The following is a 23,680-nucleotide window of genomic DNA, read 5'->3' on the forward strand; positions in this document are numbered from 1 at the left end:
TTCATTGATCGGTGTAGGGCGATCGGACGGGCCACCGTGGTGGAGGATCAGGCCGCGCGTTTGCGCGGCTTCGGAGCGGCCTGCGCGGGCACCGGCCCGCACGAGCCGCGCAGCACGAACTGCATGGGCGCGAGCACGCGGCGCGGCGGCGCATCGGGCGCGTCGCGCATGCGCTCGAGCAGCATCCGCACGCCGTCCTCGGCCGCGCGGTCGAGGTCCACCGTCACGCTGCTGATCGGTGGGTGGTGGCTGCGCGCGAAGTCGGGGTCGCCCAGGGTGACGAGCGAGATGTCCTGCGGAATGCGCAGGCCCTGCGCGGCGATGGCGTTGAGCACGTCGGCCAGCACGCTGGTGCCGAGCGTGACCAGCGCGGTGGGGCGCACCGCGCCCTCGAGCAGCTGCGTGACCGCGTCGAAGGCGGGACTGGTGGAGGTCGGCAGCCGCACGATGTGCGCGGGCCGCGCCGCCAGGCCGCTGGCCTCGAGCCCGGCCTCGAAGCCCTCGATGCGGCGGCGCATCGGCCGGTTCTGCATGTCGGCCACCACCAGGCCCATCTCGCGATGGCCCAGGCTTGCGAGGTGCAGCACGGCCTCCTTCACGCCGCGCGGATGGTCGAACAGCAACTGGTCCTGCGCCACGTCCATGTCGCGGTCGAGGATCACGGCCGGGATGCCGAGCTTCTCGACCGCCTCGAGCACCGCCGGGTCGCGCTCGTTGCCCGGTGCGATGATCACGCCGTCCATGCGGCGGCCCTGGAACATCGCGAGGATCTCGAGCTCCCACTGCGGATCGTTGAGGCTGTTGGCCAGCAGCACCATGTAGCCGGCCTCGCGCAGCTTGGCCTCGAAGGTGCGGTAGAGCTTGGCGTAGAGCGGGTTGGCGACGTCGGTGAACATGCAGCCCACCGTGCGCGAGCTGCGCGAGCGCAGCGCCTGCGCCGCGTGGTTGAGCCGGTAGTCGAGCTCGCGCATCGCGCGCTCGACGCGCTCGCGCAGCGCGGGGCTCACGTTCTCGACCTTGTTGATCACGCGCGAGACGCTGCCCAGCGACACGCCGGCGAGCGTGGCCACGTCCTTGATGCTCGCCTTGCCGGCCTTGGGTTTCATGCGCAGTGCGGTGCTCGTGCCCGAAAGCGCGAGATTCTATGCAGCGGGGTCCGGCTCAGGGCGTTGCGGCCGCGGGCGCCACCATGCGCTGCAGGAAGGGCTGGCGCGCGAACACCGCGTCGCGCGGACCGGCATCGACCACGCGGCCGGCCTCCATCAGCACCACCGCGTCGAAGCGCTCGAGCAGGCTCAGCCGGTGCACCGAGGCCACCACGCAGGCGCGCGGAAAGGCCTGCGCGATGCGCTCGAGCACGCGCGCCTCGGTGGCGGCGTCGAGCGCGCTCGTGGGTTCGTCGAGCAGCAGCAGCGAGCTGCCCTGGGCCGCGAGCACGCCGCGCGCCAGGCACAGCCGCTGGCGCTGGCCGCCCGAGAGGTTGAAGCCGCGCTCCGACACCGCCGTGTCGAGGTCGCCGTGCGTGGCGGCCAGCACCTCGTCGAAGGTGCTCGCATGCAGCGCGGCGCGCAGCGCGTCGTCGTCGAAGGGCAGGCCGAAGGCGAGGTTCTCGCGCACGCTGGCCTCGAACAGCTCGGTCTCCTGCGGGATCAGCGTGGCGATGCGGCGCAACTGCGTCCAGTCGGCGGGCTGGCCGTCGAGCGCGAGCACGCCGCCCTGCGGTGCATAGAGGCCCGCGAGCACGCGCAGCAAGGTGCTCTTGCCGCCACCGCTCGGGCCCACCAGCGCCACGCGTTCGCCGCGCCGCAATGCGAGCGACACCGCGTGCAGGCCGCCGCGCGGGCGTTCCTCGCCGGGGACCGTCGTTGTTGCGGGTGCGCCGCCGCGCGGCGCGTAGTTCCAGTCCAGCGCATCGACGGCCAGCGTCTGCCACGCCGCCTCGGCATCGATGCGCTCGGCCGCGGGCACCTGCTCGGGTGGCGTGGTCAGCGAGTCGCCCTTCGGCGCGTCCCAGATCGGCGCGGCGCTGCCGTAGTCGGTGTGCATGCGCGCGAAGAAGCTGAAGTTGGCCGCCACCGAGGTGACCACGCCCGCGGCCTGCTGCGCGTACTGGTAGATCATGAACACGCCGCCCAGCATCACGGCCTGGCCCGGCGTGCGCGACTGCCAGACGTAGATGACCACCAGCCCCCAGGTCAGCGCCAGGCCCATCAGGTCGACCGCGAACCACTTGCCCTCGTTGAGCACCACGGTGCGCTTCAGCGGCTCGGACACCGCGCGCATGCGCCGGCGCAGCAGCAGCCGCGAGGCGCCCTGCAGCCGCAGGCCGATCACCGTCGAGGCATTGCCGAGGAAGTCGAGCAGCGCCGCCACGTAGCGGCGGTCGGCGTCGTTCTCGGTGCGCGCCAGCCGCATCAGCGCGCGGTCGATACGCAGGATCACGACCGCGATCAGCACGTAGCCCGCGAGCGCGGTGGCGCCGCTGGTGCGCGACAGCAGCGCCAGCGCCACCAGCGGCCCGACGAAGTTGACGAGGTTGGTGAGCCAGATGAACTGGTTCTGCGCGAAGTCCGACAGCGCGCGGCTGGCCTGGTGCACCCGGTGCTGCAGCTCGCCCGAATGGTGGCCGTCGTGCCAGGCCAGCGGTGCCGCGGCGATGCGTGCATAGAGCTGGTCGGCCAGCGTCTCGCGCACCATCACGCCCACGTTGCGCTCGAGGATGCGGCCCGGCCCGTGCAGCGCCCAGGCGCCCACGTAGACCCCGGCCAGCGTGGCGATCCAGCGGCCGGCGCCGCCGAAGTCGCCGCGCTGCAGCGCGTTGATGGCCTGGCCCGCGAGGTAGGGCAGGGTGAGGCGGATCAGCTGCGAGCTGGCCAGCAGCGCGGTGGCGCCCAGCAACTGGCCTCGCGCGCCGGCGGCGAAGTGCCACAGGGCTGCATAGAGTTCGCGGATGGCGCTGCCGGGCCGGGTGCTCGTGGATTGCATGGGCGCAGTGTGCCCAAGGCCGAGGGTTGCCCGGCGTAGGAGCGCGGCACGCACGCGTCGCTGATCCGCAACGAGGCAATGCAAAAGTAACTTTATGTATGGTTAAATCCGCCGCAACTTACGCGAAGTAGAGGACGAGGGATCCCATGAAGCTGCTGTTGAGCCTTGCGTGCGCGGTCGTGGCCCTGGCCGGCTGCGTCAGCACGCCGCCGACGCCGACCGAGCCGGGAACCGGCCGCGGCCTGTCCTATGTGCCCATGGTGGCGATGCAGGGCGTGGACAAGGCGCGCTACGACGCCGACGTGGCCGACTGCCGTACCTCCGCCCTGCGCATCACGGCGCGCAACGAGGACAACAACGGCATGTGGGCCGCCTTCGGCCTGGGACTGATCACCGTGCACGGCCAGGGCATCGCGGGCGCCGCCGCCTGGACCAGCGTTGCCGCGGTCGTGGCCGACATGACTTCGCGCCCGCCCGAAGCCGTGATCGCCGAGCACCAGCAGATCGCCGTGGTCCATTGCATGGCCAAGCGCGGCTACCGCAACCTCGACCCCAACGTGCGCGACAGCTTCTATGCCTACGGCTACTCGCCGGTCGAGTCGTTCGCGCCGCGCCGCACCGGCGTCGACACCTACAACGTCGAGCGGATCGCGAAGAACGGCCGCTGCAACCTGCAGCCGCGCGCTGAGCTCACGGCCAAGGGCCCGGGCTACGAGGCCTACACCGTGCCGTGCGAGAACGGCGGCAGCTGGGCCGTGCGCTGCGAGTTCGGCCAGTGCCGCGTGCTGGCGCAGGCGCCCATGCGGCGCTCCTGAACCGGGTTCGACCGGTCAAGAAAAAAGCGGCGCCTCGGCGCCGCTTTTTCGTTGGGCTGGCTCAACGCCAGACGTAGTGCCCGCGCACCAGCCGGCCGTGCTCGCGGTGGGCCGGCACCCAGACCTTGTGCTTGCGGTGGTGGGGCGCCATGTGCGGCCGGTCGTAGCCGGGGCCGCCATGGGGCTGGGCCATGACGGCGCCGGAGGAAGCGAGCAGGCCGAGGGCGGCCGCGAGGATGAAGAGGGTCTTTTTCATGTTGGAGTCCTTCATGGGAGTGGATGCGCGGCGAAGCACCGTCGCAGGGGCTTCGATCCGCACGGTGGAACCTTAGTTCGCTTCGGTGACGGCGTCGCGTAGGCGCTCGCGCAGTCCGCGCGCGGGCGCGCGGCCCTTGAAGGCGTGCAGCTCAGTTCACGACCAGCCCGCGCAGCGCGGGATCGGCCGGCGGCGGCTTCAGGTCCATTTCGTGCAGGGTCTTCACCAGCAGCTCGGCGATCATGAGGTTGCGGTGCCGCTTGCTGTTGGCCGGGATCACGTGCCAGGGCGCATGCGCGCTCGAGGTCGCTCCCAGCGCCTTGTCGTAGGCGCGCTGGTAGGCATCCCACTTGGTGCGCACCTCGAGGTCGGCCATGCTGAACTTCCATTCCTTGCCGGGCGTGTCGATGCGCGCCTGCAGCCGCTGGCGCTGCTCCTCCTTGTCGATGTGCAGCATGCACTTCACGATGGTGGTGCCGGTCTCCACGAGCAAGCGCTCGAAGTCCTCGATCTGCGCATAGCGGCGCTTCGTTTCGGCCTTGTCGATCCAGCCTTCGACCACCGGCACCAGCACGTCCTCGTAGTGGCTGCGGTTCCACACCATGACCTCGCCGGTGCGCGGCACCACGGCATGGCAGCGCCACAGGTAGTCGTGCGCGCGCTCCTCGTCGTTGGGCGCCTTGAAGGCGCTCACGCGCACGCCCAGCGGCGAGGTGCGCGAGAACACCCAGCGCACGGTGCCGTCCTTGCCGCTGGTGTCCATGCCCTGCAGCACCACCAGCAGCTTGCGCCGGCCTTCGGCATGCAGCAGGTTCTGCAGTTCGTCGAGCTCGATCGCCAGGGCGTCGAGGCGGTCGCGCTGCGCGGCCTCGTTGCCCTTGAGGAAGGGCGTGTCGCCGGGATCGATGCGGGAAAGCTGGAACTTGCTGCCGACGCGGTACTTCTTGAAGCTGGCCATGGCCTGCGGTCTCCGTTGAATGAACGAAGGCCACAGGGTACGCGATGCGCGCGCCGCGGCTGTCAGCGCTCGTCGGGATCGATCGAGGCGCTCCAGCGGTTGTCCCACTCGGCATGGCGCGCCGCGTCGTCGAGCACGCGCCGGTCGCGCTTGGTCGGGCGCCCCTGCTCGATGGCGAGCGCGGGCTCGCTGCCCATGCGGCGCTGCTCGCGGAAGGCGGCCTGCGCGGCCAGGCTCTCGGGCGTTTCCTCGTAGAGCTGCTGGGCCACCGGCGCCGGGCCGCGCTGGCCGCTGAGGCCGCGCACGGTGACGGTGCGGGTCAGCGGGCCGAGCCGGATCGCGACGGCGTCGCCGACCTTGACCTCGCGCGAGGCCTTGGCGACGTCGCCGTTCACCAGGATGCGGTTCTTGCCGATCTCCTCGGCCGCCAGCGAGCGGGTCTTGAAGAAGCGGGCGGCCCAAAGCCATTTGTCGATGCGAAGACGATCCATAAATCAGGAGGTGTGCCGGTCCAGGGGCAGGTGCACGACGGCGTCGAGCCCGGCGATATTGTCCCGCGTGTCGGGCCCCGTGCGGTTGTCGAGCGCGATCCGGCCGTCGAGCGCGAGCACGATCTCGCGGCAGATCGCGAGGCCCAGGCCCGAGCCGCTAGCGCTGTCGCCGGCCGAGAAGGGCGCGAACAGTCGCTGTCGCAGCTCGGCGGAGATGCCCGGGCCACCGTCGCGCACCCGCAGCATCGCCTCGCCGGCCTCGGCGCGCACCGCCACCGACAGCGCGCCGCCGGCCGGCGACTGCTTGATCGCGTTGTGCAGCAGGTTGCGCGTGAGCTCCTGCAGCATCCAGCGGTGGGCGCGCACCGGCACCGGCTCGTCGGCGTCGAGCTCGAAGTCCAGCGCCTTGTCGGCGATCAGCGGCGACAGGTCGAGCACGATCTGGCGCGCCACCTCGGCCAGGTCGAGCCGCACCGACTCGGGCTGCTGGCGCAGCTGCTCCACCTTGGCCAGCGAGAGCATCTGGTTGGCCAGCGCGGTCGCGCGGTCCACGGTCTGATTGATCTCGACCAGCGCCTGCTCGGGCGCCAGGTCGCCGCGCCGCGCCGACTGCACCTGCGCCTTGAGCACCGCCAGCGGGGTGCGCAGCTGGTGCGCGCTGTCGCGCACGAAGCGCTTCTGGTGGTCGAGCAGCCGCTGCAGCCGACCCATGACCTCGGTGGTGGCATCGATCAGCGGGCGCAGCTCGCGCGGCGCATCGGGTGCGTCGATCGGCGACAGGTCGTCGGCGGCGCGCCGGTCGATCGCCTCGCCGAGCTGGCGCACCGGCCGGGTCGCGCGCTGCACCACGAACACCGTGACGGCCGCGATCACGCCCATCAGCAGCAGCTGGCGCCACAGCGTGTCGAGCAGCAGCTTGCGCACCAGGGTCTCGCGCAGCTCCAGGGTCTCGGCCACCTGCACCACGGCCATGCCGCGGCCGCGCGCGCTGGCCACCGGCTGCAGCAGCACCGCCACGCGCACCGGCTGGTCGCGAAAGCGCGCGTCGTAGAAGTCGACCAGCGCGGCATAGGGCGTGCGATCGGGAATGCGGCCGTGCCAGAACGGCAGCTCGGCGAAGCCCGAGATCATCTCGCCCTGCAGCGTGGAGACGCGGTAGAAGAGCCGGCTGCGGTTGTCCGCCTCGAAGGCCTCGAGCGCCGAGTAGGGCACGATCGCGCGCAGCTCGGCTCGCTCGTCGTAGCCTTCCACGTCGAGCTGCTCGCCGATGGTCTTGGCCGAGGCGAGCAGCGTGCGGTCGTAGGCGGTGGTGGCGGCGGCCAGGCTCTGGCGGTAGAGGCTCACGCTGTTGATCACGATCAGCAGCGCGACCGGCGCGAGGATGCCGAACAGCAGCCTCGCGCGCAGCGACAGGTTGGTCGTCATGGCTCCGCGCGAAGAAGGTAGCCGAGCCCGCGCAGCGTCATCAGCGCGGCGCCGGTGCCCACGAGCTTCTTGCGCAGCCGGTACACCACCACCTCGACCGCCTCGTACTGCACGTCGGTCTCGCCCGGGAACACCAGCTCGAACAGCCGTTCCTTGGTGAGCGCGTGGCCGGGCTTCATCATCAGCGCCTTGAGCAGCGCGAGCTCGCGCGGGGTGAGCTCGAGCACCTCGGCGCGGTGGTAGATGGCGCCGCTGTCGGGCTCGAAGCGCAGGCCGCCGACCTCCTGCGGATTGAGCACCGGGTCGGGCCCGGCGTTCTGGTTGCGCCGGCGCAGCGCGCGGATGCGGGCCTCGAGCTCGTCGAGGTCGAAGGGCTTGGGCAGGTAGTCGTCGGCGCCGGCATTGAGGCCGACGATGCGGTCGCCCACGGTGCCGCGCGCGGTCAGCAGCAGCACCGGTGTGCGCAGGCCCTCGGCGCGCGCCTGCGCCAGCACCTGCAGGCCATCGAGGTTGGGCAGGCTCAGGTCGAGCGCCACCACGTCGGGCTCGACCGCGCGCCAGTGCTCGAGCGCGAGCGCGCCATCGCCGCAGACCCGCACGTCGATCTTGCGGCGCGCGAGGCTGCGCTGCAGCGTGACCTGCATCGAGGGATCGTCTTCGACCAGCAGCAACTTCATGGATCGGGGCGGCCGGCGGGGGCGCGCACGCAAAGCTCGGAAAGGGGCTCGGGGCGGGGGATGGGCTTCGGTGTTTTCCCCAGTCCGGTGGACAGCCAACTGACAGCGGGGCGGCGCATGATAGCGGTTCAGGTCCAAGTCAGGTTCCGTTCCTTTTCCCCCTCAGGAGACACCAACGATGCGTCGCGATACCTTTTTGAAGTCCCTGGCCGCGCTGGCCGCCGCCGGCGCGCTGCCGCTGTCGGCACGCGCCGCAGCCAACGTCAAGATGATGATTCCCGCCAACCCCGGCGGTGGATGGGACACCACGGGTCGCGCGCTGGGCAAGGCGCTGACCGACGCCAAGGTGGCCGACACGGTGGCCTACGACAACAAGGGCGGCGCCGCCGGCGCGCTGGGCCTGGCCCAGTTCGTCAACGGTTCCAAGGGCGATCCGAACGCGCTGATGGTGATGGGCTCGGTCATGCTGGGCGGCATCATCACCGGCAAGCCGCCGGTCAAGCTCGAGCAGGCCACGCCGATCGCGCGCATGACCACCGAATACAACGTCTTCGTGCTGCCCTCGAACTCGCCGTTCAAGACCATGAAGGACGTGGTCGAGCAGCTCAAGAAGGACCCGGGCAGCGTCAAGTGGGGCGGCGGTTCGCGCGGCTCCACCGAGCACATCGCCGCGGCCATGATCGCGCAGAAGGTCGGCGCCGATCCCTCGAAGATCAACTACGTGGCCTTCCGCGGAGGCGGCGAGGCCACCGCGGCCATCCTCGGCGGCAACGTCACCATCGGCGGCAGCGGCTACAGCGAGTTCGCCGAATACATCGCGGCCGGCAAGATGAAGCCCATCGCCGTCACCTCGGCCCAGCGCCTGCCTGGCATCAACGTGCCCACGCTCAAGGAGCAGGGCATCGACGTGGAAATCGGCAACTGGCGCGGCGTGTACGGCGCGCCCGGCATCAGCGCCGAGCAGCGCAAGGCCCTGACCGAGATGGTGCTGGCCGCGCTCAAGAGCGCCTCGTGGGCCGAATCGCTCAAGAAGAACGACTGGACGCCGGCCGTGCTGTCGGGCGACGCCTTCAGCAAGTTCGTCGACGACGACTTCGCGAGCCTGCGCGCCATCATGGCCAAGTCCGGCATGGTCTGAGCCTCCGCTCCACCCAGCCCACACGGCGCGCTGTCCCTCACGACAGCGTGCCGTTTTCAAATCCAGCCCGTCTCGCTCGAATCCGGGAGCCAGAAATGACAACACCAAATCCCTCGATGGCGCCGCCCGACCCGGGCGCCGCCCCCGCCGCGCCGTCCGCGCCGTGGCCCCAGACGGTCGTCGGCGTCGGCGTGCTGCTGACCGGCGCCGCGCTGGCCTTCGGCGCCATCGGCATCTCTTCCGAGGCCGGCTACGGCGGCGTCGGCCCCAACTTCCTGCCCTGGCTGGTGTCCATCGTGCTGATCATCTGCGGCGCCTGGATCACCTGGGAAGCGCGCAGCGGCGGCTTCCGCGAACTCGAGGCGCCCTCGGGCGACGACCGCGCCTACTGGCCCGGCTTCGTCTGGGTCTCGGCCGGGCTGCTGCTCAACGCGGCGCTGATCACCACCATCGGCTTCATCCTGAGCTGCGCGCTGTGCTACCTGCTGGCGGTGCAGGGCCTGCGCCGCGCGAGCGGCCAGTCGGCCGCCGGCTCGGCGCGCACCTGGGTGGTCGATTTCCTGACCGGCGTCGCGATCTCGGCGCCGGTGTTCTGGATGTTCACCAAGTTCCTGGCCATCAGCCTGCCGGGCCTCACTGCCACAGGGTGGATCTGACATGGACATCTTCAACGCCCTCATGAGCGGCTTCGCGGCCGCGATCACCCCGATCAACCTGCTGTGGTGCCTCATTGGTTGCGCGCTGGGCACGGCCGTCGGCGTGCTGCCCGGCATCGGCCCCGCGGTCGCGGTGGCGATGCTGCTGCCGATCACCGGCAAGGTCGATATCACGGCCTCGATGATCTTCTTCTCGGGCATCTACTACGGCGCCATGTACGGCGGCTCGACCACCTCGATCCTGCTCAACACGCCCGGCGAAACCGCCAGCATGGTGACGGCGATGGAGGGCAACAAGATGGCCAAGAGCGGCCGTGCGGGCGCGGCGCTCGCCACCGCGGCCATCGGCTCCTTCGTCGCCGGCACCATCGCCACCGTGGTCGTCACGCTGTTCGCGCCCTTCGTGGCCGACTACGCGGTGCGGCTCGCGGCGCCCGAGTATTTCCTCTTGATGCTGCTGGCCTTCACGACCGTGAGCGCGGTGCTCGGCAAGAGCACGCTGCGCGGCATGACGGCGCTGTTCGCGGGCCTCGCGATCGGCTGCGTCGGACTCGACCAGATCTCGGGCCAGGGCCGTTACACGGGCGACATGCCCGAGCTGCTCGACGGCATCGAGATCGTGCTGGTGGCCGTGGGCCTGTTCGCGGTGGCCGAGGTGCTCTACGCGGTGCTCTACGAAGGCCGCGTGGTCGAGGGCCAGAACAAGCTGACCCGGGTGCACATGACCAAGCGCGACTGGAAGCGCTCGATCCCGGCCTGGCTGCGCGGCGCCGCCATCGGCACGCCCTTCGGCTGCATCCCGGCCGGCGGCACCGAGATCCCGACCTTCCTGAGCTATGCCACCGAGAAGAAGATGGCGAAGGACGCGGACGCCAAGCAGGAGTTCGGCACCACCGGCGCCATCGAGGGTGTGGCCGGTCCCGAGGCCGCGAACAACGCCACCGTGACGGCCGCGCTGATCCCGCTGCTCACGCTCGGCATCCCGACCTCGAACACCACGGCCATCATGCTGGGCGCGTTCCAGAACTACGGCATCCAGCCGGGCCCGCAGCTGTTCACCACCTCGGCCGCGCTGGTCTGGGCGCTGATCGCCTCGCTCTACATCGGCAACCTCATGCTGCTGGTGCTGAACCTGCCGATGGTGGGCCTGTGGGTCAAGTTGCTCAAGATCCCGAAGCCGCAGCTCTATGCCGGCATCCTGATCTTCGCGACCGTCGGTGCCTACGGCATGCGCCAGAACACCTTCGACCTGTTCCTGCTCTATGCCATCGGCCTGCTGGGCGTGGTGATGCGGCGCTTCGACTTCCCGACCGCGCCGGTGGTGGTCGGCATGATCCTGGGCCCGCTGGCCGAGGCCAACCTGCGCAACGCGATCTCGATGGGGCAGGGCAGCCCGGTGGTGTTCTTCCAGCGGCCCGAGTCGATCGTGATCGTTATCGTGATCGTCGCCGTGCTGGTGCTGCCGCGCGTGGCCAAGCGCATGAGCGAGAAGAAACTCGCGCGGCTCGCGGCCTCGAGCTGAGACCGGTCTTCGTTCGACACAGCGCCGCGGGCAGCGATGCCCGCGGCGCTTTTTCTTTGGGTTGCCGCCCTGCGCGCGAACACGAACGGTTTCAGACACCGGCTGAATTCCATAAAATGAGAACTATTCTTATTCGTTGATGGGTGCCCGGCACTCGTTGGAGAAGTGCCATGGCCGCGGCCGAATCCGCCTTGCAGCAGGAAGTCCGAAGCTTGTACAGCGACCATCACGGCTGGCTGCAGGGCTGGCTGCGCCGTCGCCTGGGCAATGCCTTCGATGCCGCGGACCTCGCGCACGACGTCTTCCTGCGCCTGCTGGCGCGCCGCGAACCGGTGGGCATGAAGGAGCCGCGCGCCTACCTGTCGTCGGTGGCGCGAGGCCTGGTGATCGACCACTGGCGCCGCCGCGAGCTCGAGCAGGCCTGGCTCGAAACCCTCGCGCAGATGCCCGAGGCCACCGCGCCTTCGCCCGAGCAACGCCTGCTGATCCTCGAGGCGCTGGTCGAGATCGACCGCATGCTCGACACGCTCAAGCCCGCCGTGCGCAGCGCCTTCCTGCTGGCCCAGTTCGACGGCCTGAGCTGTCGCGAGATTGGCGAGCGGCTGGGCGTCTCGCTCGCCACCGCCGAGCGCTACGTGGCGAAGGCGCTGCGCGCCTGCTACGCGTTCCGCTTCGAAGCATGAGCGTGGTTCTGCCCGACAGCGTGATCGACGCCGCCATCCTGTGGTCGGTGCGACTCGACCATGGCGAGCCCACCCCGAAGATGCAGCGCGCGCACGCGCAATGGCTGGCGGCCGATCCGCGCCATGCGCAGGCCTGGCAGCGCGTCGGCGACCTGCGGCGCGGCTTTGCCGGCATGCCGGCCGGCCCCGCGCGCGACACCCTGCAGGCCGCGCAACTGCATCGGCAGCAGCGCGGCCGCCGTGGCGCGCTCAAGCTGCTGTCGCTGGCCGGCGTGGCGCTGGGCGCCGGCTGGCTGCTGCGCGAGCATGCGCCCTGGCAGCGCCTGCTGGCCGATGCCAGCACCGGCACCGGCGAGCAGCGCACCCTGCGGCTGGCCGATGGCACGACGCTGGTGCTCAACACCGACAGCGCGGTCAGCACCGAGCTGAACGACGAGCGCCGCCTCGTGGTGCTGCGGCGCGGCGAGATCATGGTCAGCACCGGCGACGATGCCGGCGCCGCCGCCGCCGCCGCCAAACGCCCGTTCTGGGTCTACACGCCGTTCGGCCGGATGCAGGCGCTGGGCACGCGCTTCGTGGTGCGCATCGACGAACGGCGCGCGCGCGTCAGCGTGCAGCAGGGCGCGGTGGCGCTGCATCCGGGCGACGGTCCCGCCGAGGCCGTGGTGCAGGCGGGCCAGAGCCGCTGGCTCGCCGAATCGGGCAGCACGCCGGCCGCCAGCCGCGGCTTCGACGAGGACGGCTGGGTCGACGGCGTGATCGCCGGCCGGAACATCCGCATGGCCGACCTGCTGGCCGAGCTCGGCCGCTACCGCCATGGCGTGGTGCTGTGCGATCCGGCCGTGGCCGAGCTGCGCGTCTCGGGCGTGTTCCATGTGCGCGACAGCGACCGCGCGCTGCAGTTCCTCGCGCAGACGCAGCCGATCTCGGTGCGGCTGCGCACGCGCTACTGGGTCTCGGTCGGCCCGCCGGCCTGAACCGGCTTTTCAGAAAAATTTAGAGGACGGCGCGAAAAAACTGAGGGGATCGCGTTTCTCGTCCGACCTCCTGGATGAACCCGCTCGGCGACGAGCGCCTTCCATCCTTCGAGCCTGTCCAGACCCATGAGCCTTTCCCGATTCCGCGCCGCCGGCGCGCCGACCTTCGCGCTGCACACGGCGCTGCATGCCGCGCTGGCCCTCGGCGTGTTCGCCGCCGCCGCGCTGCCCGAGGCGGCGCGCGCGCAGGAGCCCGACGAGATCCGCAGCTTCAGCGTGCCCGCCGGCCCGCTCGATGCCGCGCTCGACCGCTTCGCGCGCAGCGCGGGCGTCAACCTCAGCTACGACCCGGCGCTGGTCGCGGGCGCCGTCACGCGCGGGCTCGAGGGCCGCCACGGCATCGCGAGCGGACTGGCCGCGCTGCTGGCCGGCAGCGCGCTCGAAGCCGTGCCGCGCCAGGGCGGCGGCTTCTCACTGCGCCGGGTGGAGACGCGCGCGCCCGTGGTCCCCGGCGCCGGCGGCGCGGCACTGGCGCCGGTGACCGTCACGGCCGCCGGCCCCGCGGCCGAGGCCCTCGCGGCGCCCTACGCGGGCGGGCAGGTGGCGCGCGGCGGCCGGCTCGGCATGCTGGGCACGGCCGACATCTTCGAGACGCCGTTCAGCACCAAGGCCTACACGGCCGAGCTGATCCGCAACCAGGGCGCGCGCAACGTCAACGACATGGTGGCCAACGATCCCTCGATCCGCACCAGCCTGTCGGCCACCTCGCCGCTCGACCAGAGTTCGATCCGCGGCTTCCTCACCAACAGCGACGCCTACCTGTTCGACGGCCTCGAGGGCCTGTTCGCGTACAGCAACATCCCGATCCAGCACTACGAGCGCCTCGAGGTGCTCAAGGGTCCGGCGGCCGGGCTGGTCGGCGCCTCGGGCTACGGCAGCACGACCGGCGGCAGCTTCAACCTGGTGCCCAAGCGCGCCACCGACGCGCCGGTGCGCTCGATCACGCTGTCGGCCAACCAGCGCTCGCTGCTCGGCACCCACGTGGACCTGGGCCAGCGCTTCGGCGCCGACCACCAGTTCGGCGCGCGCATCAACCTCAGTGCCGAGGACGGCCGGGTCTACGACGGCGCCGACCGGCGCCTGGCCGCGGCGCAGATCGCGCTCGACTACCGCGGCGACCGAGTCCGCGCCGTGCTCGATGCCGGCTACACGCGGCGTACCTCGTCGCCGCTGTTCAACCACTGGCTGCTGCAGCCCGGCGCCGCGCTGCCGCCGCCGCCCGATCCCAAGGTGCATCCCAAGCCCTCTTGGGAGATGCTCGAGGTGCGCCAGCCCTTCGCGCTGCTGAGCACCGAATGGGACTTCGCGGACAACTGGACCGCCTACGCGCGCTTCGGCAAGCTGCGCGAGACCGCGCCCGAGCGCCGCTACATCGACCAGACCACCATCAACGGCCTGGGCCAGGTCAGCTACAGCAGCGCCTCGAGCCTGCTGTGGACGCAGTCGAACCAGGTGGCCGACATCGGCGTGCGCGGCAGCTTCTCGCTCGGGGCGACCAGGCACAAGCTCGCGCTCAGCGCCGTGTCGCAGCGCCAGCAGCTGCTCGACATGCGTTCGCAGTCGCTGCCGCTGCCCCAGCGCGTGGTCGGCAGCATCTACACGCAGAACCTGGTGCCGAACCCCTTCGCCTTCGGCGTGCCGCTGGTGCCGGGCGTCGACAGCCCGGCGCTCGACCTCGACAGCCTCGCCGTGGCCGACACGATCTCGGCCTTCGACGACCGCCTGTTCGTGACGCTGGGCGCGCGCCACCAGCGCATCAAGAAGCTGCCCTACGACCAGTCGAAGACCACGCCCACCGTGGCCGCGCTCTACAGGTTCGACAACGGCATCTCGGTCTACGGCAACTACGCCGAGGCGCTGGCGCAGGGCGCGGTGGCGCCGGCCGGCGCGCGCAACGCGGGCGAGCAGCTCGCGCCCTACCTGTCGCGCCAGCACGAGTTCGGCCTCAAGTGGGACCGCGGCAGCCATGGCCTCACCGTCGCGTACTTCGACATCCGCAAGGCCACGGCCTTCGTCGACAGCGACAACTTCTTCCGCGCCGCCGGCCTGCAGCGCAACAAGGGGGTGGAGATCGAGAGCTTCGGCGAGATCGGCAAGGGCCTGCGCCTGCTGGGCGGCGTGGCCTGGATCGACGCGCGCATGTCGAAGACCGCGGGCGGCGCGAGCGACGGCAGGAAGGCCATCGGCGTGCCCGAGTTCACCGCCAACCTCGGCCTGGAGTACGACGTGCCCGCCGTGCCCGGCCTCACGCTGACCGGCCGCTACATCTACACCGACAGCGCCTGGGTCGACCTCGCGAACTCGCAGCGCGTGCCCTCGTGGAAGCGCATCGACATCGGTGCGCGCTACGCCACGCGCGTGAACGGCGTGGCCACCACGCTGCGCGCCGGCATCTCGAACCTGCTCGACGACAACTACTGGACCATCGCGGGGCGCAACTTCATCTCGGTGGCGCCGCCGCGGACCTGGCAGGTGCAGGCCAGCTTCGACTTCTAGGGCGCCTTCGCCAGGTCGTCGTCGATGTGCGGATCCGGCGGCTGCCGGCGCAGCCTGCGCACCATGCGCCGGATCCAGTGCTCGATGTCGTCGACGTAGGTGAACACCGCCGGCACCACCAGCAGGCTCAGCACCGTCGAGGTGATCAGCCCGCCGATCACCGCCATCGCCATCGGCGAGCGGAAGCTCGAGTCGGCCGCGCTCCAGCCGAAGGCGATCGGCGCCATGCCGGCGCCCATGGCCAGGGTGGTCATGATGATCGGCCGCGCGCGCTTGTGGCAGGCATCGAGCAGCGCCTCCCAGCGGTTCATGCCGTGGTCGCGGCGCGCCACGATCGCGTACTCCACCAGCAGGATCGAGTTCTTGGTCGCGATGCCCATCAGCATGATCAGGCCGATCAGCGAGGGCATCGACAGCGCCTTCTGCCCCAGCAGCAGGCCGACGAAGGCACCGCCCAGCGCGAGCGGCAGCGCGCACAGGATGGTCACCGGGTGCAGGAAGTCCTTGAACAGCAGCACCAGCACGATGTAGATGCACAGCACGCCGGTCAGCATCGCCAGGCCGAAGCTGTTGAACAGCTCGGTCATCACCTCGGCGTCGCCGACCTCGGTCACGCGCACGCCCGGCGGCAGGTTGCGGATCGAGGGCAGGGCCATCGCGGCGTTCTTCGCGTCGCCCAGGCCGACCGAGGAGAGCTCGATCTCGAAGTTGACGTTGCGCGAGCGGTCGTAGCGGTCGATCACGGCCGGGCCGCCCTCGACGGTGAGCTGCGCCACCTGGCCCAGCATCACCGGGCCGCGGCTGCCGGGCACGGTCAGGCGCTCGAGCAGCGCCAGGTCCTGCCGCGCGCTGTCCTCGAGCTTCACCAGGATCGGCACCTGGCGCTGCGCGAGGTTGAGCTTGGGCAGCGACTGGTCGTAGTCGCCCAGGGTGGCCACGCGCAGCGTCTCGGCGATCGCGCTGCTGGTCACGCCCAGGTCGGCGGCGCGCGCGAAGTCGGGGCGCACGGCGATCTCGGGCCGGATCAGGCTCGCGGTGGAGGTGATGTTGCCCAGGCCCGCGATGGTGCGCAGGTCGCGCTCCACGTCGCGCGCGGCGCCCACCAGCGTGGCCGGGTCGTCGCCCGACAGCGAGAGGATGTACTTCTCGCCCGAGCCGCCCAGGCCCACGGTGCTGCGCACGCCGGGCAGGGTCTCGAGGGCGCGGCGGATCTCGTTCTCGATCACCTGCTTGCGCGGCCGGTCGCCGCGCGGATCGAGCTTCACCGTCAGCGTGGCCTTGCGCGTCTCGGGCGTGCCGAAGTTCGCGAACGGATCGCCCCCCGCGCTGCCGCCGCCCACCGTGGTGTAGACGCTGCGCACGTGGCGCACCTCCATCAGCCGGCGCCGCGTCTCCTCGGCCGTGGCCTGCGTCTGCGCCAGCGTGGCGCCGGGCGCGAGCGAGAGGTAGACCTGGGTCTGCGAGTTGTCGTCGGGCGGGATGAAGCCGGTCTTGAGCAGCGGGATCATCGCCAGCGAGCCGAAGAAGAACAGGGTGGCCAGCACCATGGTCTTGAAGCGGTGCGTCATGCACCAGGTGACCCAGCGCATGTAGACCGACAGCCAGCGCGGTTCCTTCTCCTGGTCGACGATGGGCTTGAGCAGGTAGGCCGCCATCATCGGCGTGAGCACCCGCGCCACCACCAGCGAGGCGAACACCGCGAGCGAGGCGGTCCAGCCGAACTGCTTGAAGAACTTGCCGGCCACGCCGCTCATGAAGGCCGTGGGCAGGAACACCGCGATCAGCGTGAAGGTGGTGGCGATCACCGCCAGCCCGATCTCGTCGGCCGCCTCCATCGCCGCGTCGTAGGGCGACTTGCCCATGCGCAGGTGGCGCACGATGTTCTCGACCTCCACGATCGCGTCGTCGACCAGGATGCCGATCACCAGCGACAGCGCCAGCAGCGACACCACGTTGATCGAGAAGCCCAGCAGGTGCATGCCGATGAAGGCCGGAATCGCCGACATCGGCAGCGCCACGGCCGAGACGAAGGTGGCGCGCAGGTCGCGCAGGAACAGCCACACCACCAGCACCGCGAGGATGGCGCCCTCGTACAGCAGGTGCAGCGAGCCGTCGTATTCCTCCTGCACCGGCTCCACGAAGTTGAAGGCCTCGGTGAGCTCGATGTCGGGATGCTGGGCCTTGAGGTCGTCGAGCGCCTTGTGCACCAGCGCGCCCACTTCCACCTCGCTGGCGCCGCGGCTGCGCGCCACCTCGAAGCCCACCACCGGCTTGCCGTCGAGCAGCGCGGCCGCGCGCGGCTCGGCGATGGTGTCGCTGATGCGCGCCACCTGGTCCAGGCGCACGCGCCGGCCGTCCGACAGCGCGATCTGCATCGCGTTCAACTGGTCGGCCGAGGTCACGGTGGCGAGCGTGCGCACCGGCTGCTCGCTGCCCGAGAGGTCGAAGCGGCCGCCCGCGCTCTCCACCTGCACCTGGCGCAGCTGGCGCGAGATGTCGGCGGCGGTGGCGCCGAGCGCCTGCAGCTTGTTGGGATCGATGTCCACGTGCACCTGGCGCGTGACGCCGCCCACGCGCGCGACCGCGCCCACGCCGGGCTGCGCCAGCAGCTTCTTGCTCACGTCGTTGTCGACGAACCACGACAGCGCCTCGGCGTCCATGTGGCTCGAGGCGATGGTGAAGGCCAGCACCGGCTGGGCCGCGAAGTCGAGCTTGGTGATGACCGGGTCGCGCAGGTCGGCCGGCAGGTCGGCGCGCACCTTCTGCACCGCCGAGCGCACGTCGTCCACGGCCTCCTGCACCGGCTTCTCGAGCCGGAACTCGACGATCAGCGTGACGGCGCCGTCCTGCACCTTGGTCGTGATGTGCTTGAGGCCCTGCACGGTGGCGATCGAGTTCTCGATCTTGCGCGCGACGTCGTTCTCGAGCTGCGAGGGCGCGGCGCCCGGCAGCGAGGCCGAGACGGTGACGGTCGGCAGGTCGATGTCGGGGAAGTTCTGCACCTTCATCGCGTTGAAGGACAGCAGCCCGCCGAAGGTGAGCAGCACGAACAGCATCACCGCCGCGATGGGGTTGCGGATGGACCAGGCGGAAACGTTCATGGCGGTTTCTCCGGACCTGGCTTACTTGCCGTTGCCGGCGGGCGGCGCGGCCGGGGCGGATGCCGCGGCGGCCGGGGCGCGCGCGGGCGCATCGACCACCTTCACCAGGTCGCCGTCGTTGAGAAAGCCCGCGCCCTGGACCACCATGCGCGCACCTTGCGGCAGCGCGCTCGTGATCTCCACGCGGTCGCCGACGCGGCGGCCGGTCTGCACCTTGAGCTGCGAGACGCGGTTGTCGTCCTTCAGCAGGAACAGGTTGTTGAAGCCGTCGCGCGGCACGATCGCGCTCTGCGGCACCGTGGGCGCGCTGCTGCGGCCGAGCTCGAAGTCGCCGCGCGCGAACATGCCGGCCTTGATGCCGGTGTTCTGCTGCACCGGCGGCAGGTCGACGTAGACCAGCGCCGCGCGCGTCTGCGGGTCGACCGTGGGTGCGATGCTGCGCACCTTGCCCTGCACCTGCGCGCCGCTGGCGCCCACCACGAACACCGGCGTGCCGAGCGCGATGCGCGCGATCTCGGCCGAGGTGACCTCGGCGCGCCATTCGAGCCGGCCCTGGCGGATCAGCCGGAACAGCTCGGTGCCGGCCGACACCACGCTGCCCACGGTGGCGCTGCGCGCGGAGATCACGCCGTCGTCGGGCGCCAGCACCTGCGTGTTGCGGCCGCGCACCTGCTGCGCCGCCAGCACCGCCTCGGCGGCCTCGACGCGCGCCTTCGCGGTCTGCTCGCTGGTCTGGTACTGGTTGATCTGCTGCTGGCTCAGCGCGCCCGTGGCCTGCAGGGTGCGCGCGCGCGCCGCGTTGCCGGCCGCGTCGGCCGCGGTGGCGCGGGCCTCGGCCAGCGAGGCCTTGGCCTGCGCGATGTCGGCCTGCACCGTCTCGGGCGAGAAGGTGGCGAGCACCTGGCCCTTCTTCACCAGGTCGCCGACGTTGACGCGCACCTCGGCCAGCCGCAGGCCGTTCGATTCCGAACCCACGCTGGCCTCCTGCCAGGCTGCGACATTGCCGTTGGCCGCCAGCGTCACCGCGAGCTCGGTGGTCTCGGGCTGGCCGATGGTGACCGTGAGCACGGGGCGCGACGGCGCGGCCTTGCCATCCTTGGCGGGCGCCTGCTGGCCCTGCTGCGCCGGTGCGTCGGCGGGCTTGCCGCGGCCGAACAGGAACAGCGCCGCGGCCACGGCGGCGATGACGACCAGGACGACGATGAGGGTGGAGCGGGAGGGGCTTTTCATGGCGACGTCGCGACCTTGGCGGCCGGGGTGGAGGAGCGGTAGATGGTGAGGGTGCGGCCCGGCGTGGTGATGATGGTCACGGGGACGCGCTTCGGCGCGGCTTCGGCGGCGGCTGCCGCGGTGCCCGGGCGGGTCCAGCCGCCGCCCATGGAGCGGTACAGCGCGACCCAGGCCTCGGCGCGCTCGCGCTGCAGCGAGACGCGCGCGGTCTGCGCGCTGAACAGCGTGCGGCGCGCATCCTCGAGCTCGAACAGGCTCGCCAGGCCGCTGTCGAAGCGCGCCTGCGTGGCATTGAACGAGGCCTGGTAGTTCTGCACCGCGGTGTCGGCGTCGCCGGTGCGCGCATCGGTGGCGTCGAGGTTGACCAGCGCCTCCTCGACCTCGCGCACCGCCTGGCGCACGTTGGCGCGGTAGAGCGCCACGGCCTCGGTGTAGCGCGCCTTGGCCGCGTCGGCATTGGCCGCGCGCGCGCCGCCGTCGAGCAGCGGCACGGTGAGCGCCACCGGGCCGACGGTCCAGGTCTCGATCGATTCGCGGAAGCCGCTGACGCGAAAGCCGGTGCGACCGATGTTGCCGGAGATGGTGAGCCGGGGATAACGCTCGGCCTCGGCCGAACCCACGTCGGCGCTGGCCGCGGCCACGCCGAGCTCGGCCGCGTAGACGTCGGGCCGCTGGGCGATGGCATTGGCCGGCACGCTGTCGATGCGGCCCACGGCCGGCAGCGCGCGCTGCGCGGGCGCGGCCGCGAGCCGGGTCTCGAGCTCGGTCTCGGCAATGCCGGTGAGCGCCACCAGCGCCTTGCGCTGCACGGCGCACTGCGCGCGCTGCTGCGTCAACCGGCCCGAGGCGTCGGAGGCGCTGGCGCGTGCGAGCGCGGCATCGGCCGGCGCGGTGAAGCCGGCGCGCATCGAGAGGTCGGTCAGGCGCGCGGTCTCGCCGCGCGAGCGGGTGTCGGATTCGGCCACGCGCAGCTGCTGCTGGCAGGCGCGCTCGGCGAAATAGGCGTTGGCGGTCTCGGCCGCGACCGACACGCGCGCCTCGTGCCACTTGGCATCGGCGCTGCGCTCGCGCTGCACGGCCGCGTCGCGGTCGGCGCGCAGGCGGCCGAACAGGTCGATCTCCCACTTGGTCTGCAGGCCGGCCTGCAGCGTGGTGATGGGCGTGGTGGCCGAGGTGCTGCCCGAGCCCGAGCTGGTGCCACCGCTGCTTCCACCGGGCGTGCCGCCCGTGAGCCCCGCGGTGCCCCGGCTCGCCGAACCCGTCGCATCGAGGCTGGGCAGCAGCGCGGCGCCGGCCTGCACGCGGGTCGAGCGCGCCTCGGCCAGCCGCGCCGCGGCGCTCGCCACGTTGGGGCTCGCGCCCTCGGCGGCCGCGATCAGGTCGACCAGCAAGGGATCGTCGAGCTGGCGCCACCATTCGGCCAACTGGGCGAGCGAGCCGCCGTGCGGCAGCGGCGCATGCCATTGCGCGGGGGCGCTCGCGCCGACCGCGGCGGGCGGGCGGGTCAGGCCGCAGCCGGCGAGGCCGGTGGCCAGGCCGAGCCCGAGGCCTGCCTTGAGGCAGAGGATGGCGATCGGTCGTGGAACTCGTCTCATGCTGTCTTTCTCCCGGAGCGGGATGGGGGGCGGGGCGCCTGCGTGCGCGCGGGCGGCACCGGGTCGGCGGCGCGGCGCTGCGCCTCGGCCTCGACCAGCGCCACCGCATAGCCGGCAAGGCGCCGGGCCCAGGTGTCGACGGCGCGCGGCGTGCGCAGCAGCGCGGGACGGATCGCCTCGATCACGTCCTGGCTCACGAACAGCTGCATCGCGAGGCCCGTGATCGCGAAGGTCAGCCGGTGGATGTCGTCGTCGGCGCGGGCCACGCCGAGATGGCGGCACAGCATCGCGGCGATCGCGCGGTGCGGGTCCTTGATGTCGCGTTCGAGCTCCTTGGCCCACAGGCTGGTGGGCTCGAGCATCTCGCGCATGTGCAGGTGGATGCACTGGCGCACCACCTCGCCCTGGTCGAAGGGCTCGACCATCTTGGCGAAGAAGATGCGCAGCGATTCCTCGAGCGACAGGCCGGGCGCGGCGTAGAGCGCCACGAAGTCGCCGGCGTTGCCGCCCATGGGCTCGCTGAAGGTGGCGGCATAGAGGCCGGCCTTGTCGCCGAAGTAGTAGCTGATGGCCGAGATGTTGACCCCGGCCTCGCGCACGATCTCGCGCGTGGAGGTCTTGGCGAAGCCCTTCTGCGCGAACAGCCGCAGCGCGGTGTAGAGCAGCCGCTGGCGCGCCTCGGCGCCGTCGCTGCGGGGCGCGCGCGGGGCGGTGGCGGTCTTGCGCGCCGGCAGCGTCGAGGGAGGGGCCGTGGACTTCATGCGGGCGATTACACCATGCCGAAAATCAAACGATTGATTAACTTAGGCTCACCTGAGGCGATGCTGAAGGTCTCCTGAAGACAGGTGCAACGCAGGACGGTGGGCACACGGGGGCGGGGCGCAGCGTTCTGGCGGGGCGCGTGGGTGGCGGGGAGGGGGCCCATCGCTGCCTGGCGGCGGCACCCTGTTCCTGGTGTGGTTTTCGATCGCGGTGCCGGCTCGCGCGCCCGTGCATTCTGACCCGGCCGCGCCGGCCGGCGATGCCGGATTTGTTGCGGATTGATGCAGGCTACGATCCGCGCATGCCTGCCTCCACCGCCGCCGCGCCCTCCGCCCTGCCGCTCGATGCCGACGGCATCCTCGCGCTGGCCGCGCGTTCCATGTTCCACCTGTTCTCGCGCATGAGCCAGGGCATGTTCCTGGTCGACCGCAGCGGGCGCATCGTCTGGGTCAACGAGGGCTACCGGCGCTTCCTGCCCGCGCTGGGCTTCTCGTCGATCGACCAGTTCCTCGGCCACATGGTGGAGGACGTGATCCCCAACACCCAGATGCGCCGCGTGCTCGAGAGCGGCGAGCCGATCCTGATCGACCTCTTGACCAACAAGGCCGGCACCTTCGTCGTGAGCCGCATCCCGCTGCGCGAGGAGCGCGCCGACGGCGCGGGCGAGGTGATCGGCGCCATCGGCATCGTGCTGTTCGACCAGCCCGAGACCACCCTGCAGCCGCTGATCAGCAAGTTCGCGCTGCTGCAGCGCGACCTCGACGATGCGCGGCGCGAGCTCGCGAGCCAGCGCAACAACCCGCTCTACCAGCAGGCGGCCGAGGGCCAGCGGCGTTCCAAGTACACCTTCGCCAGCTTCATCGGCAGCAGCCCGGCCGCGGTCGAGGTCAAGCGCCATGCGCGCCGCGCGGCGCAGTCGGCGAGCCCGGTGCTGCTGCTCGGCGAGACCGGCACCGGCAAGGAACTGCTCGCGCATGCGATCCATGCCGCCTCGGCGCGCGCCAGGGGCCAGTTCGTGAGCCTCAACATCGCGGCCGTGCCCGACACCCTGCTCGAGGCCGAGTTCTTCGGCGTCGCGCCGGGCGCCTTCACCGGCGCCGACAAGCGCGGGCGCGAGGGCAAGTTCAAGCTGGCCGATGGCGGCAGCCTGTTCCTCGACGAGATCGGCGACATGCCGCTGGGCCTGCAGGCCAAGCTGCTGCGCGCGCTGCAGGAAGGGGAGATCGAGCCGCTCGGTTCGAACAAGCTGATTCCCTTCGATGCGCGCGTGATCGCCGCCACCTCGCGCGACCTGCCCGAGCTGGTGCGCCGCGGCCAGTTCCGCGAGGACCTCTACTACCGCCTCAACGTGCTGCCGCTGCGCGTGCCGCCGCTGCGCGAGCGGCGCTCCGACATCCCGGCGCTGGTCGAGGCGCTCGGCGAGGACATGGCGCTGCGCAGCGGCGAGGCCCCGCCCGAGCTCACGCCCGACGCGCTCGCGCTGCTGGCCGGCCAGCACTGGCGCGGCAACATCCGCGAGCTGCGCAACGTGCTCGAGCAGGTGACCATGCGCAGCGACTCGCAGCGCATCGACGCGGCGCAGCTCGAACGCATCCTGCGCGAAGCCGGCCTCGAGCAGATCGCGCAGCCCGCCGCGCTGCGCGACGCCCACGATGCCGACGAGGAGGCCGCGCTGCTGCGGCCGCTCGCGCAGCAGGTGGCCGAGCTCGAGCGCCGCGCGATCGGTGCGGCGCTGGCGGCGACCGGGGGCAACAAGCTCGCGACTTCGCGGCTGCTGGGCATCTCGCGGGCGACCCTGTACGAGCGCATGACGAACCAGGCGGATTGACCCGCGCGCCGAGCGCGGACCACGA

19 protein-coding genes are annotated in these 23,680 nt (G+C 71.4%); 8 read left to right on the plus strand and 11 right to left on the minus strand.

Features of this window, described 5'->3' with window-relative positions; all coding sequences use genetic code 11:
* Positions 1-47 precede the first annotated feature (47 nt).
* Complete coding sequence (locus AC07RV_RS07295; RefSeq protein ID WP_296781909.1) at positions 48-1,106, minus strand: LacI family DNA-binding transcriptional regulator; 1,059 nt, start codon at positions 1,104-1,106, stop codon at positions 48-50.
* 55 nt (positions 1,107-1,161) lie between these two features.
* On the minus strand, positions 1,162-2,985 hold the full coding sequence (locus tag AC07RV_RS07300; RefSeq protein ID WP_296781908.1) for an ABC transporter ATP-binding protein: 1,824 nt from the start codon (positions 2,983-2,985) through the stop codon (positions 1,162-1,164).
* A gap of 146 nt (positions 2,986-3,131) precedes the next feature.
* Here AC07RV_RS07300 and AC07RV_RS07305 point away from each other — a divergent pair, with 146 nt between their 5' ends.
* Positions 3,132-3,800, plus strand: a complete 669-nt coding sequence (locus AC07RV_RS07305) for a hypothetical protein (protein WP_093344280.1) — start codon at positions 3,132-3,134, stop codon at positions 3,798-3,800.
* 61 nt (positions 3,801-3,861) lie between these two features.
* Here AC07RV_RS07305 and AC07RV_RS07310 read toward each other — a convergent pair whose 3' ends face one another.
* The 5 genes from AC07RV_RS07310 to AC07RV_RS07330 form a co-directional block, all read right to left on the minus strand.
* Positions 3,862-4,056, minus strand: a complete 195-nt coding sequence (locus AC07RV_RS07310) for a hypothetical protein (protein ID WP_143129176.1) — start codon at positions 4,054-4,056, stop codon at positions 3,862-3,864.
* Between the two features lie 151 nt (positions 4,057-4,207).
* Positions 4,208-5,014, minus strand: coding sequence for a PPK2 family polyphosphate kinase (locus AC07RV_RS07315; protein ID WP_093344277.1), 807 nt, complete (start codon positions 5,012-5,014; stop codon positions 4,208-4,210).
* Between the two features lie 62 nt (positions 5,015-5,076).
* Positions 5,077-5,505 carry an RNA-binding S4 domain-containing protein gene (locus AC07RV_RS07320; RefSeq protein WP_093344276.1) on the minus strand — a complete coding sequence of 143 codons (429 nt, stop codon included), beginning with the start codon at positions 5,503-5,505 and terminating at the stop codon, positions 5,077-5,079.
* Between the two features lie 3 nt (positions 5,506-5,508).
* Positions 5,509-6,930, minus strand: a complete 1,422-nt coding sequence (locus AC07RV_RS07325; RefSeq protein WP_296781907.1) for a sensor histidine kinase — start codon at positions 6,928-6,930, stop codon at positions 5,509-5,511.
* Positions 6,927-7,607: a response regulator transcription factor gene (locus AC07RV_RS07330; protein ID WP_093344273.1), complete on the minus strand. Its 681-nt coding sequence runs from the start codon at positions 7,605-7,607 to the stop codon at positions 6,927-6,929. The genes AC07RV_RS07325 and AC07RV_RS07330 overlap by 4 nt, the downstream gene beginning before the upstream one ends.
* Before the next feature lie 178 nt (positions 7,608-7,785).
* On the opposite strand from AC07RV_RS07330, the gene AC07RV_RS07335 reads away from it, so the two are divergent.
* The 6 genes from AC07RV_RS07335 (at position 7,786) to AC07RV_RS07360 (ending at position 15,139) form a co-directional block, all read left to right on the plus strand.
* Positions 7,786-8,745 (plus strand): Bug family tripartite tricarboxylate transporter substrate binding protein, encoded by a 960-nt coding sequence (locus AC07RV_RS07335; protein WP_093344272.1) that lies wholly within the window; start codon positions 7,786-7,788, stop codon positions 8,743-8,745.
* Between the two features lie 116 nt (positions 8,746-8,861).
* On the plus strand, positions 8,862-9,401 hold the full coding sequence (locus tag AC07RV_RS07340) for a tripartite tricarboxylate transporter TctB family protein (protein ID WP_296781936.1): 540 nt from the start codon (positions 8,862-8,864) through the stop codon (positions 9,399-9,401).
* A 1-nt stretch (position 9,402) separates the two neighbouring features.
* Complete coding sequence (locus AC07RV_RS07345; RefSeq protein WP_093344269.1) at positions 9,403-10,923, plus strand: tripartite tricarboxylate transporter permease; 1,521 nt, start codon at positions 9,403-9,405, stop codon at positions 10,921-10,923.
* A gap of 170 nt (positions 10,924-11,093) precedes the next feature.
* A complete protein-coding gene (locus tag AC07RV_RS07350; RefSeq protein ID WP_208507840.1) occupies positions 11,094-11,606 on the plus strand; it encodes a sigma-70 family RNA polymerase sigma factor in 513 nt (170 codons plus the stop codon).
* On the plus strand, positions 11,603-12,583 hold the full coding sequence (locus tag AC07RV_RS07355; protein WP_296781906.1) for a FecR domain-containing protein: 981 nt from the start codon (positions 11,603-11,605) through the stop codon (positions 12,581-12,583). Before AC07RV_RS07350 ends, AC07RV_RS07355 begins: the two co-directional genes overlap by 4 nt.
* Before the next feature lie 126 nt (positions 12,584-12,709).
* On the plus strand, positions 12,710-15,139 hold the full coding sequence (locus tag AC07RV_RS07360) for a TonB-dependent receptor (RefSeq protein WP_296781905.1): 2,430 nt from the start codon (positions 12,710-12,712) through the stop codon (positions 15,137-15,139).
* Here AC07RV_RS07360 and AC07RV_RS07365 read toward each other — a convergent pair.
* The 4 genes from AC07RV_RS07365 to AC07RV_RS07380 are packed head-to-tail and all read right to left on the minus strand — an operon-like array spanning position 15,136 to position 21,826.
* Entirely contained in the window at positions 15,136-18,240 is a 3,105-nt protein-coding gene (locus tag AC07RV_RS07365) for an efflux RND transporter permease subunit (protein ID WP_296781904.1), read from the minus strand. The genes AC07RV_RS07360 and AC07RV_RS07365 overlap by 4 nt on opposite strands.
* A 21-nt stretch (positions 18,241-18,261) precedes the next feature.
* Entirely contained in the window at positions 18,262-19,470 is a 1,209-nt protein-coding gene (locus AC07RV_RS07370; RefSeq protein WP_296781903.1) for an efflux RND transporter periplasmic adaptor subunit, read from the minus strand.
* Positions 19,467-21,065, minus strand: coding sequence for an efflux transporter outer membrane subunit (locus tag AC07RV_RS07375; protein WP_296781902.1), 1,599 nt, complete (start codon positions 21,063-21,065; stop codon positions 19,467-19,469). Before AC07RV_RS07375 ends, AC07RV_RS07370 begins: the two co-directional genes overlap by 4 nt.
* Complete coding sequence (locus AC07RV_RS07380; RefSeq protein ID WP_296781901.1) at positions 21,062-21,826, minus strand: CerR family C-terminal domain-containing protein; 765 nt, start codon at positions 21,824-21,826, stop codon at positions 21,062-21,064. The genes AC07RV_RS07375 and AC07RV_RS07380 overlap by 4 nt, the downstream gene beginning before the upstream one ends.
* Before the next feature lie 302 nt (positions 21,827-22,128).
* Here AC07RV_RS07380 and AC07RV_RS07385 point away from each other — a divergent pair, with 302 nt between their 5' ends.
* Positions 22,129-23,655 (plus strand): sigma-54 interaction domain-containing protein, encoded by a 1,527-nt coding sequence (locus AC07RV_RS07385; protein WP_296781900.1) that lies wholly within the window; start codon positions 22,129-22,131, stop codon positions 23,653-23,655.
* The last annotated feature ends 25 nt before the right edge of the window (positions 23,656-23,680 follow it).

The sequence above is a fragment of the Variovorax sp. GW821-FHT09B01 genome (assembly GCF_059418345.1).

Bases quoted from the DNA above. Each gene is read 5' to 3' on its own strand.
- AC07RV_RS07295 (WP_296781909.1), bottom strand. From the start codon at position 1,106: ATGAAACCCAAGGCCGGCAAGGCGAGCATCAAGGACGTGGCCACGCTC.
- AC07RV_RS07300 (WP_296781908.1), bottom strand. From the start codon at position 2,985: ATGCAATCCACGAGCACCCGGCCCGGCAGCGCCATCCGCGAACTCTAT.
- AC07RV_RS07305 (WP_093344280.1), top strand. From the start codon at position 3,132: ATGAAGCTGCTGTTGAGCCTTGCGTGCGCGGTCGTGGCCCTGGCCGGC.
- AC07RV_RS07310 (WP_143129176.1), bottom strand. From the start codon at position 4,056: ATGAAAAAGACCCTCTTCATCCTCGCGGCCGCCCTCGGCCTGCTCGCT.
- AC07RV_RS07315 (WP_093344277.1), bottom strand. From the start codon at position 5,014: ATGGCCAGCTTCAAGAAGTACCGCGTCGGCAGCAAGTTCCAGCTTTCC.
- AC07RV_RS07320 (WP_093344276.1), bottom strand. From the start codon at position 5,505: ATGGATCGTCTTCGCATCGACAAATGGCTTTGGGCCGCCCGCTTCTTC.
- AC07RV_RS07325 (WP_296781907.1), bottom strand. From the start codon at position 6,930: ATGACGACCAACCTGTCGCTGCGCGCGAGGCTGCTGTTCGGCATCCTC.
- AC07RV_RS07330 (WP_093344273.1), bottom strand. From the start codon at position 7,607: ATGAAGTTGCTGCTGGTCGAAGACGATCCCTCGATGCAGGTCACGCTG.
- AC07RV_RS07335 (WP_093344272.1), top strand. From the start codon at position 7,786: ATGCGTCGCGATACCTTTTTGAAGTCCCTGGCCGCGCTGGCCGCCGCC.
- AC07RV_RS07340 (WP_296781936.1), top strand. From the start codon at position 8,862: ATGGCGCCGCCCGACCCGGGCGCCGCCCCCGCCGCGCCGTCCGCGCCG.
- AC07RV_RS07345 (WP_093344269.1), top strand. From the start codon at position 9,403: ATGGACATCTTCAACGCCCTCATGAGCGGCTTCGCGGCCGCGATCACC.
- AC07RV_RS07350 (WP_208507840.1), top strand. From the start codon at position 11,094: ATGGCCGCGGCCGAATCCGCCTTGCAGCAGGAAGTCCGAAGCTTGTAC.
- AC07RV_RS07355 (WP_296781906.1), top strand. From the start codon at position 11,603: ATGAGCGTGGTTCTGCCCGACAGCGTGATCGACGCCGCCATCCTGTGG.
- AC07RV_RS07360 (WP_296781905.1), top strand. From the start codon at position 12,710: ATGAGCCTTTCCCGATTCCGCGCCGCCGGCGCGCCGACCTTCGCGCTG.
- AC07RV_RS07365 (WP_296781904.1), bottom strand. From the start codon at position 18,240: ATGAACGTTTCCGCCTGGTCCATCCGCAACCCCATCGCGGCGGTGATG.
- AC07RV_RS07370 (WP_296781903.1), bottom strand. From the start codon at position 19,470: ATGAAAAGCCCCTCCCGCTCCACCCTCATCGTCGTCCTGGTCGTCATC.
- AC07RV_RS07375 (WP_296781902.1), bottom strand. From the start codon at position 21,065: ATGAGACGAGTTCCACGACCGATCGCCATCCTCTGCCTCAAGGCAGGC.
- AC07RV_RS07380 (WP_296781901.1), bottom strand. From the start codon at position 21,826: ATGAAGTCCACGGCCCCTCCCTCGACGCTGCCGGCGCGCAAGACCGCC.
- AC07RV_RS07385 (WP_296781900.1), top strand. From the start codon at position 22,129: ATGCCTGCCTCCACCGCCGCCGCGCCCTCCGCCCTGCCGCTCGATGCC.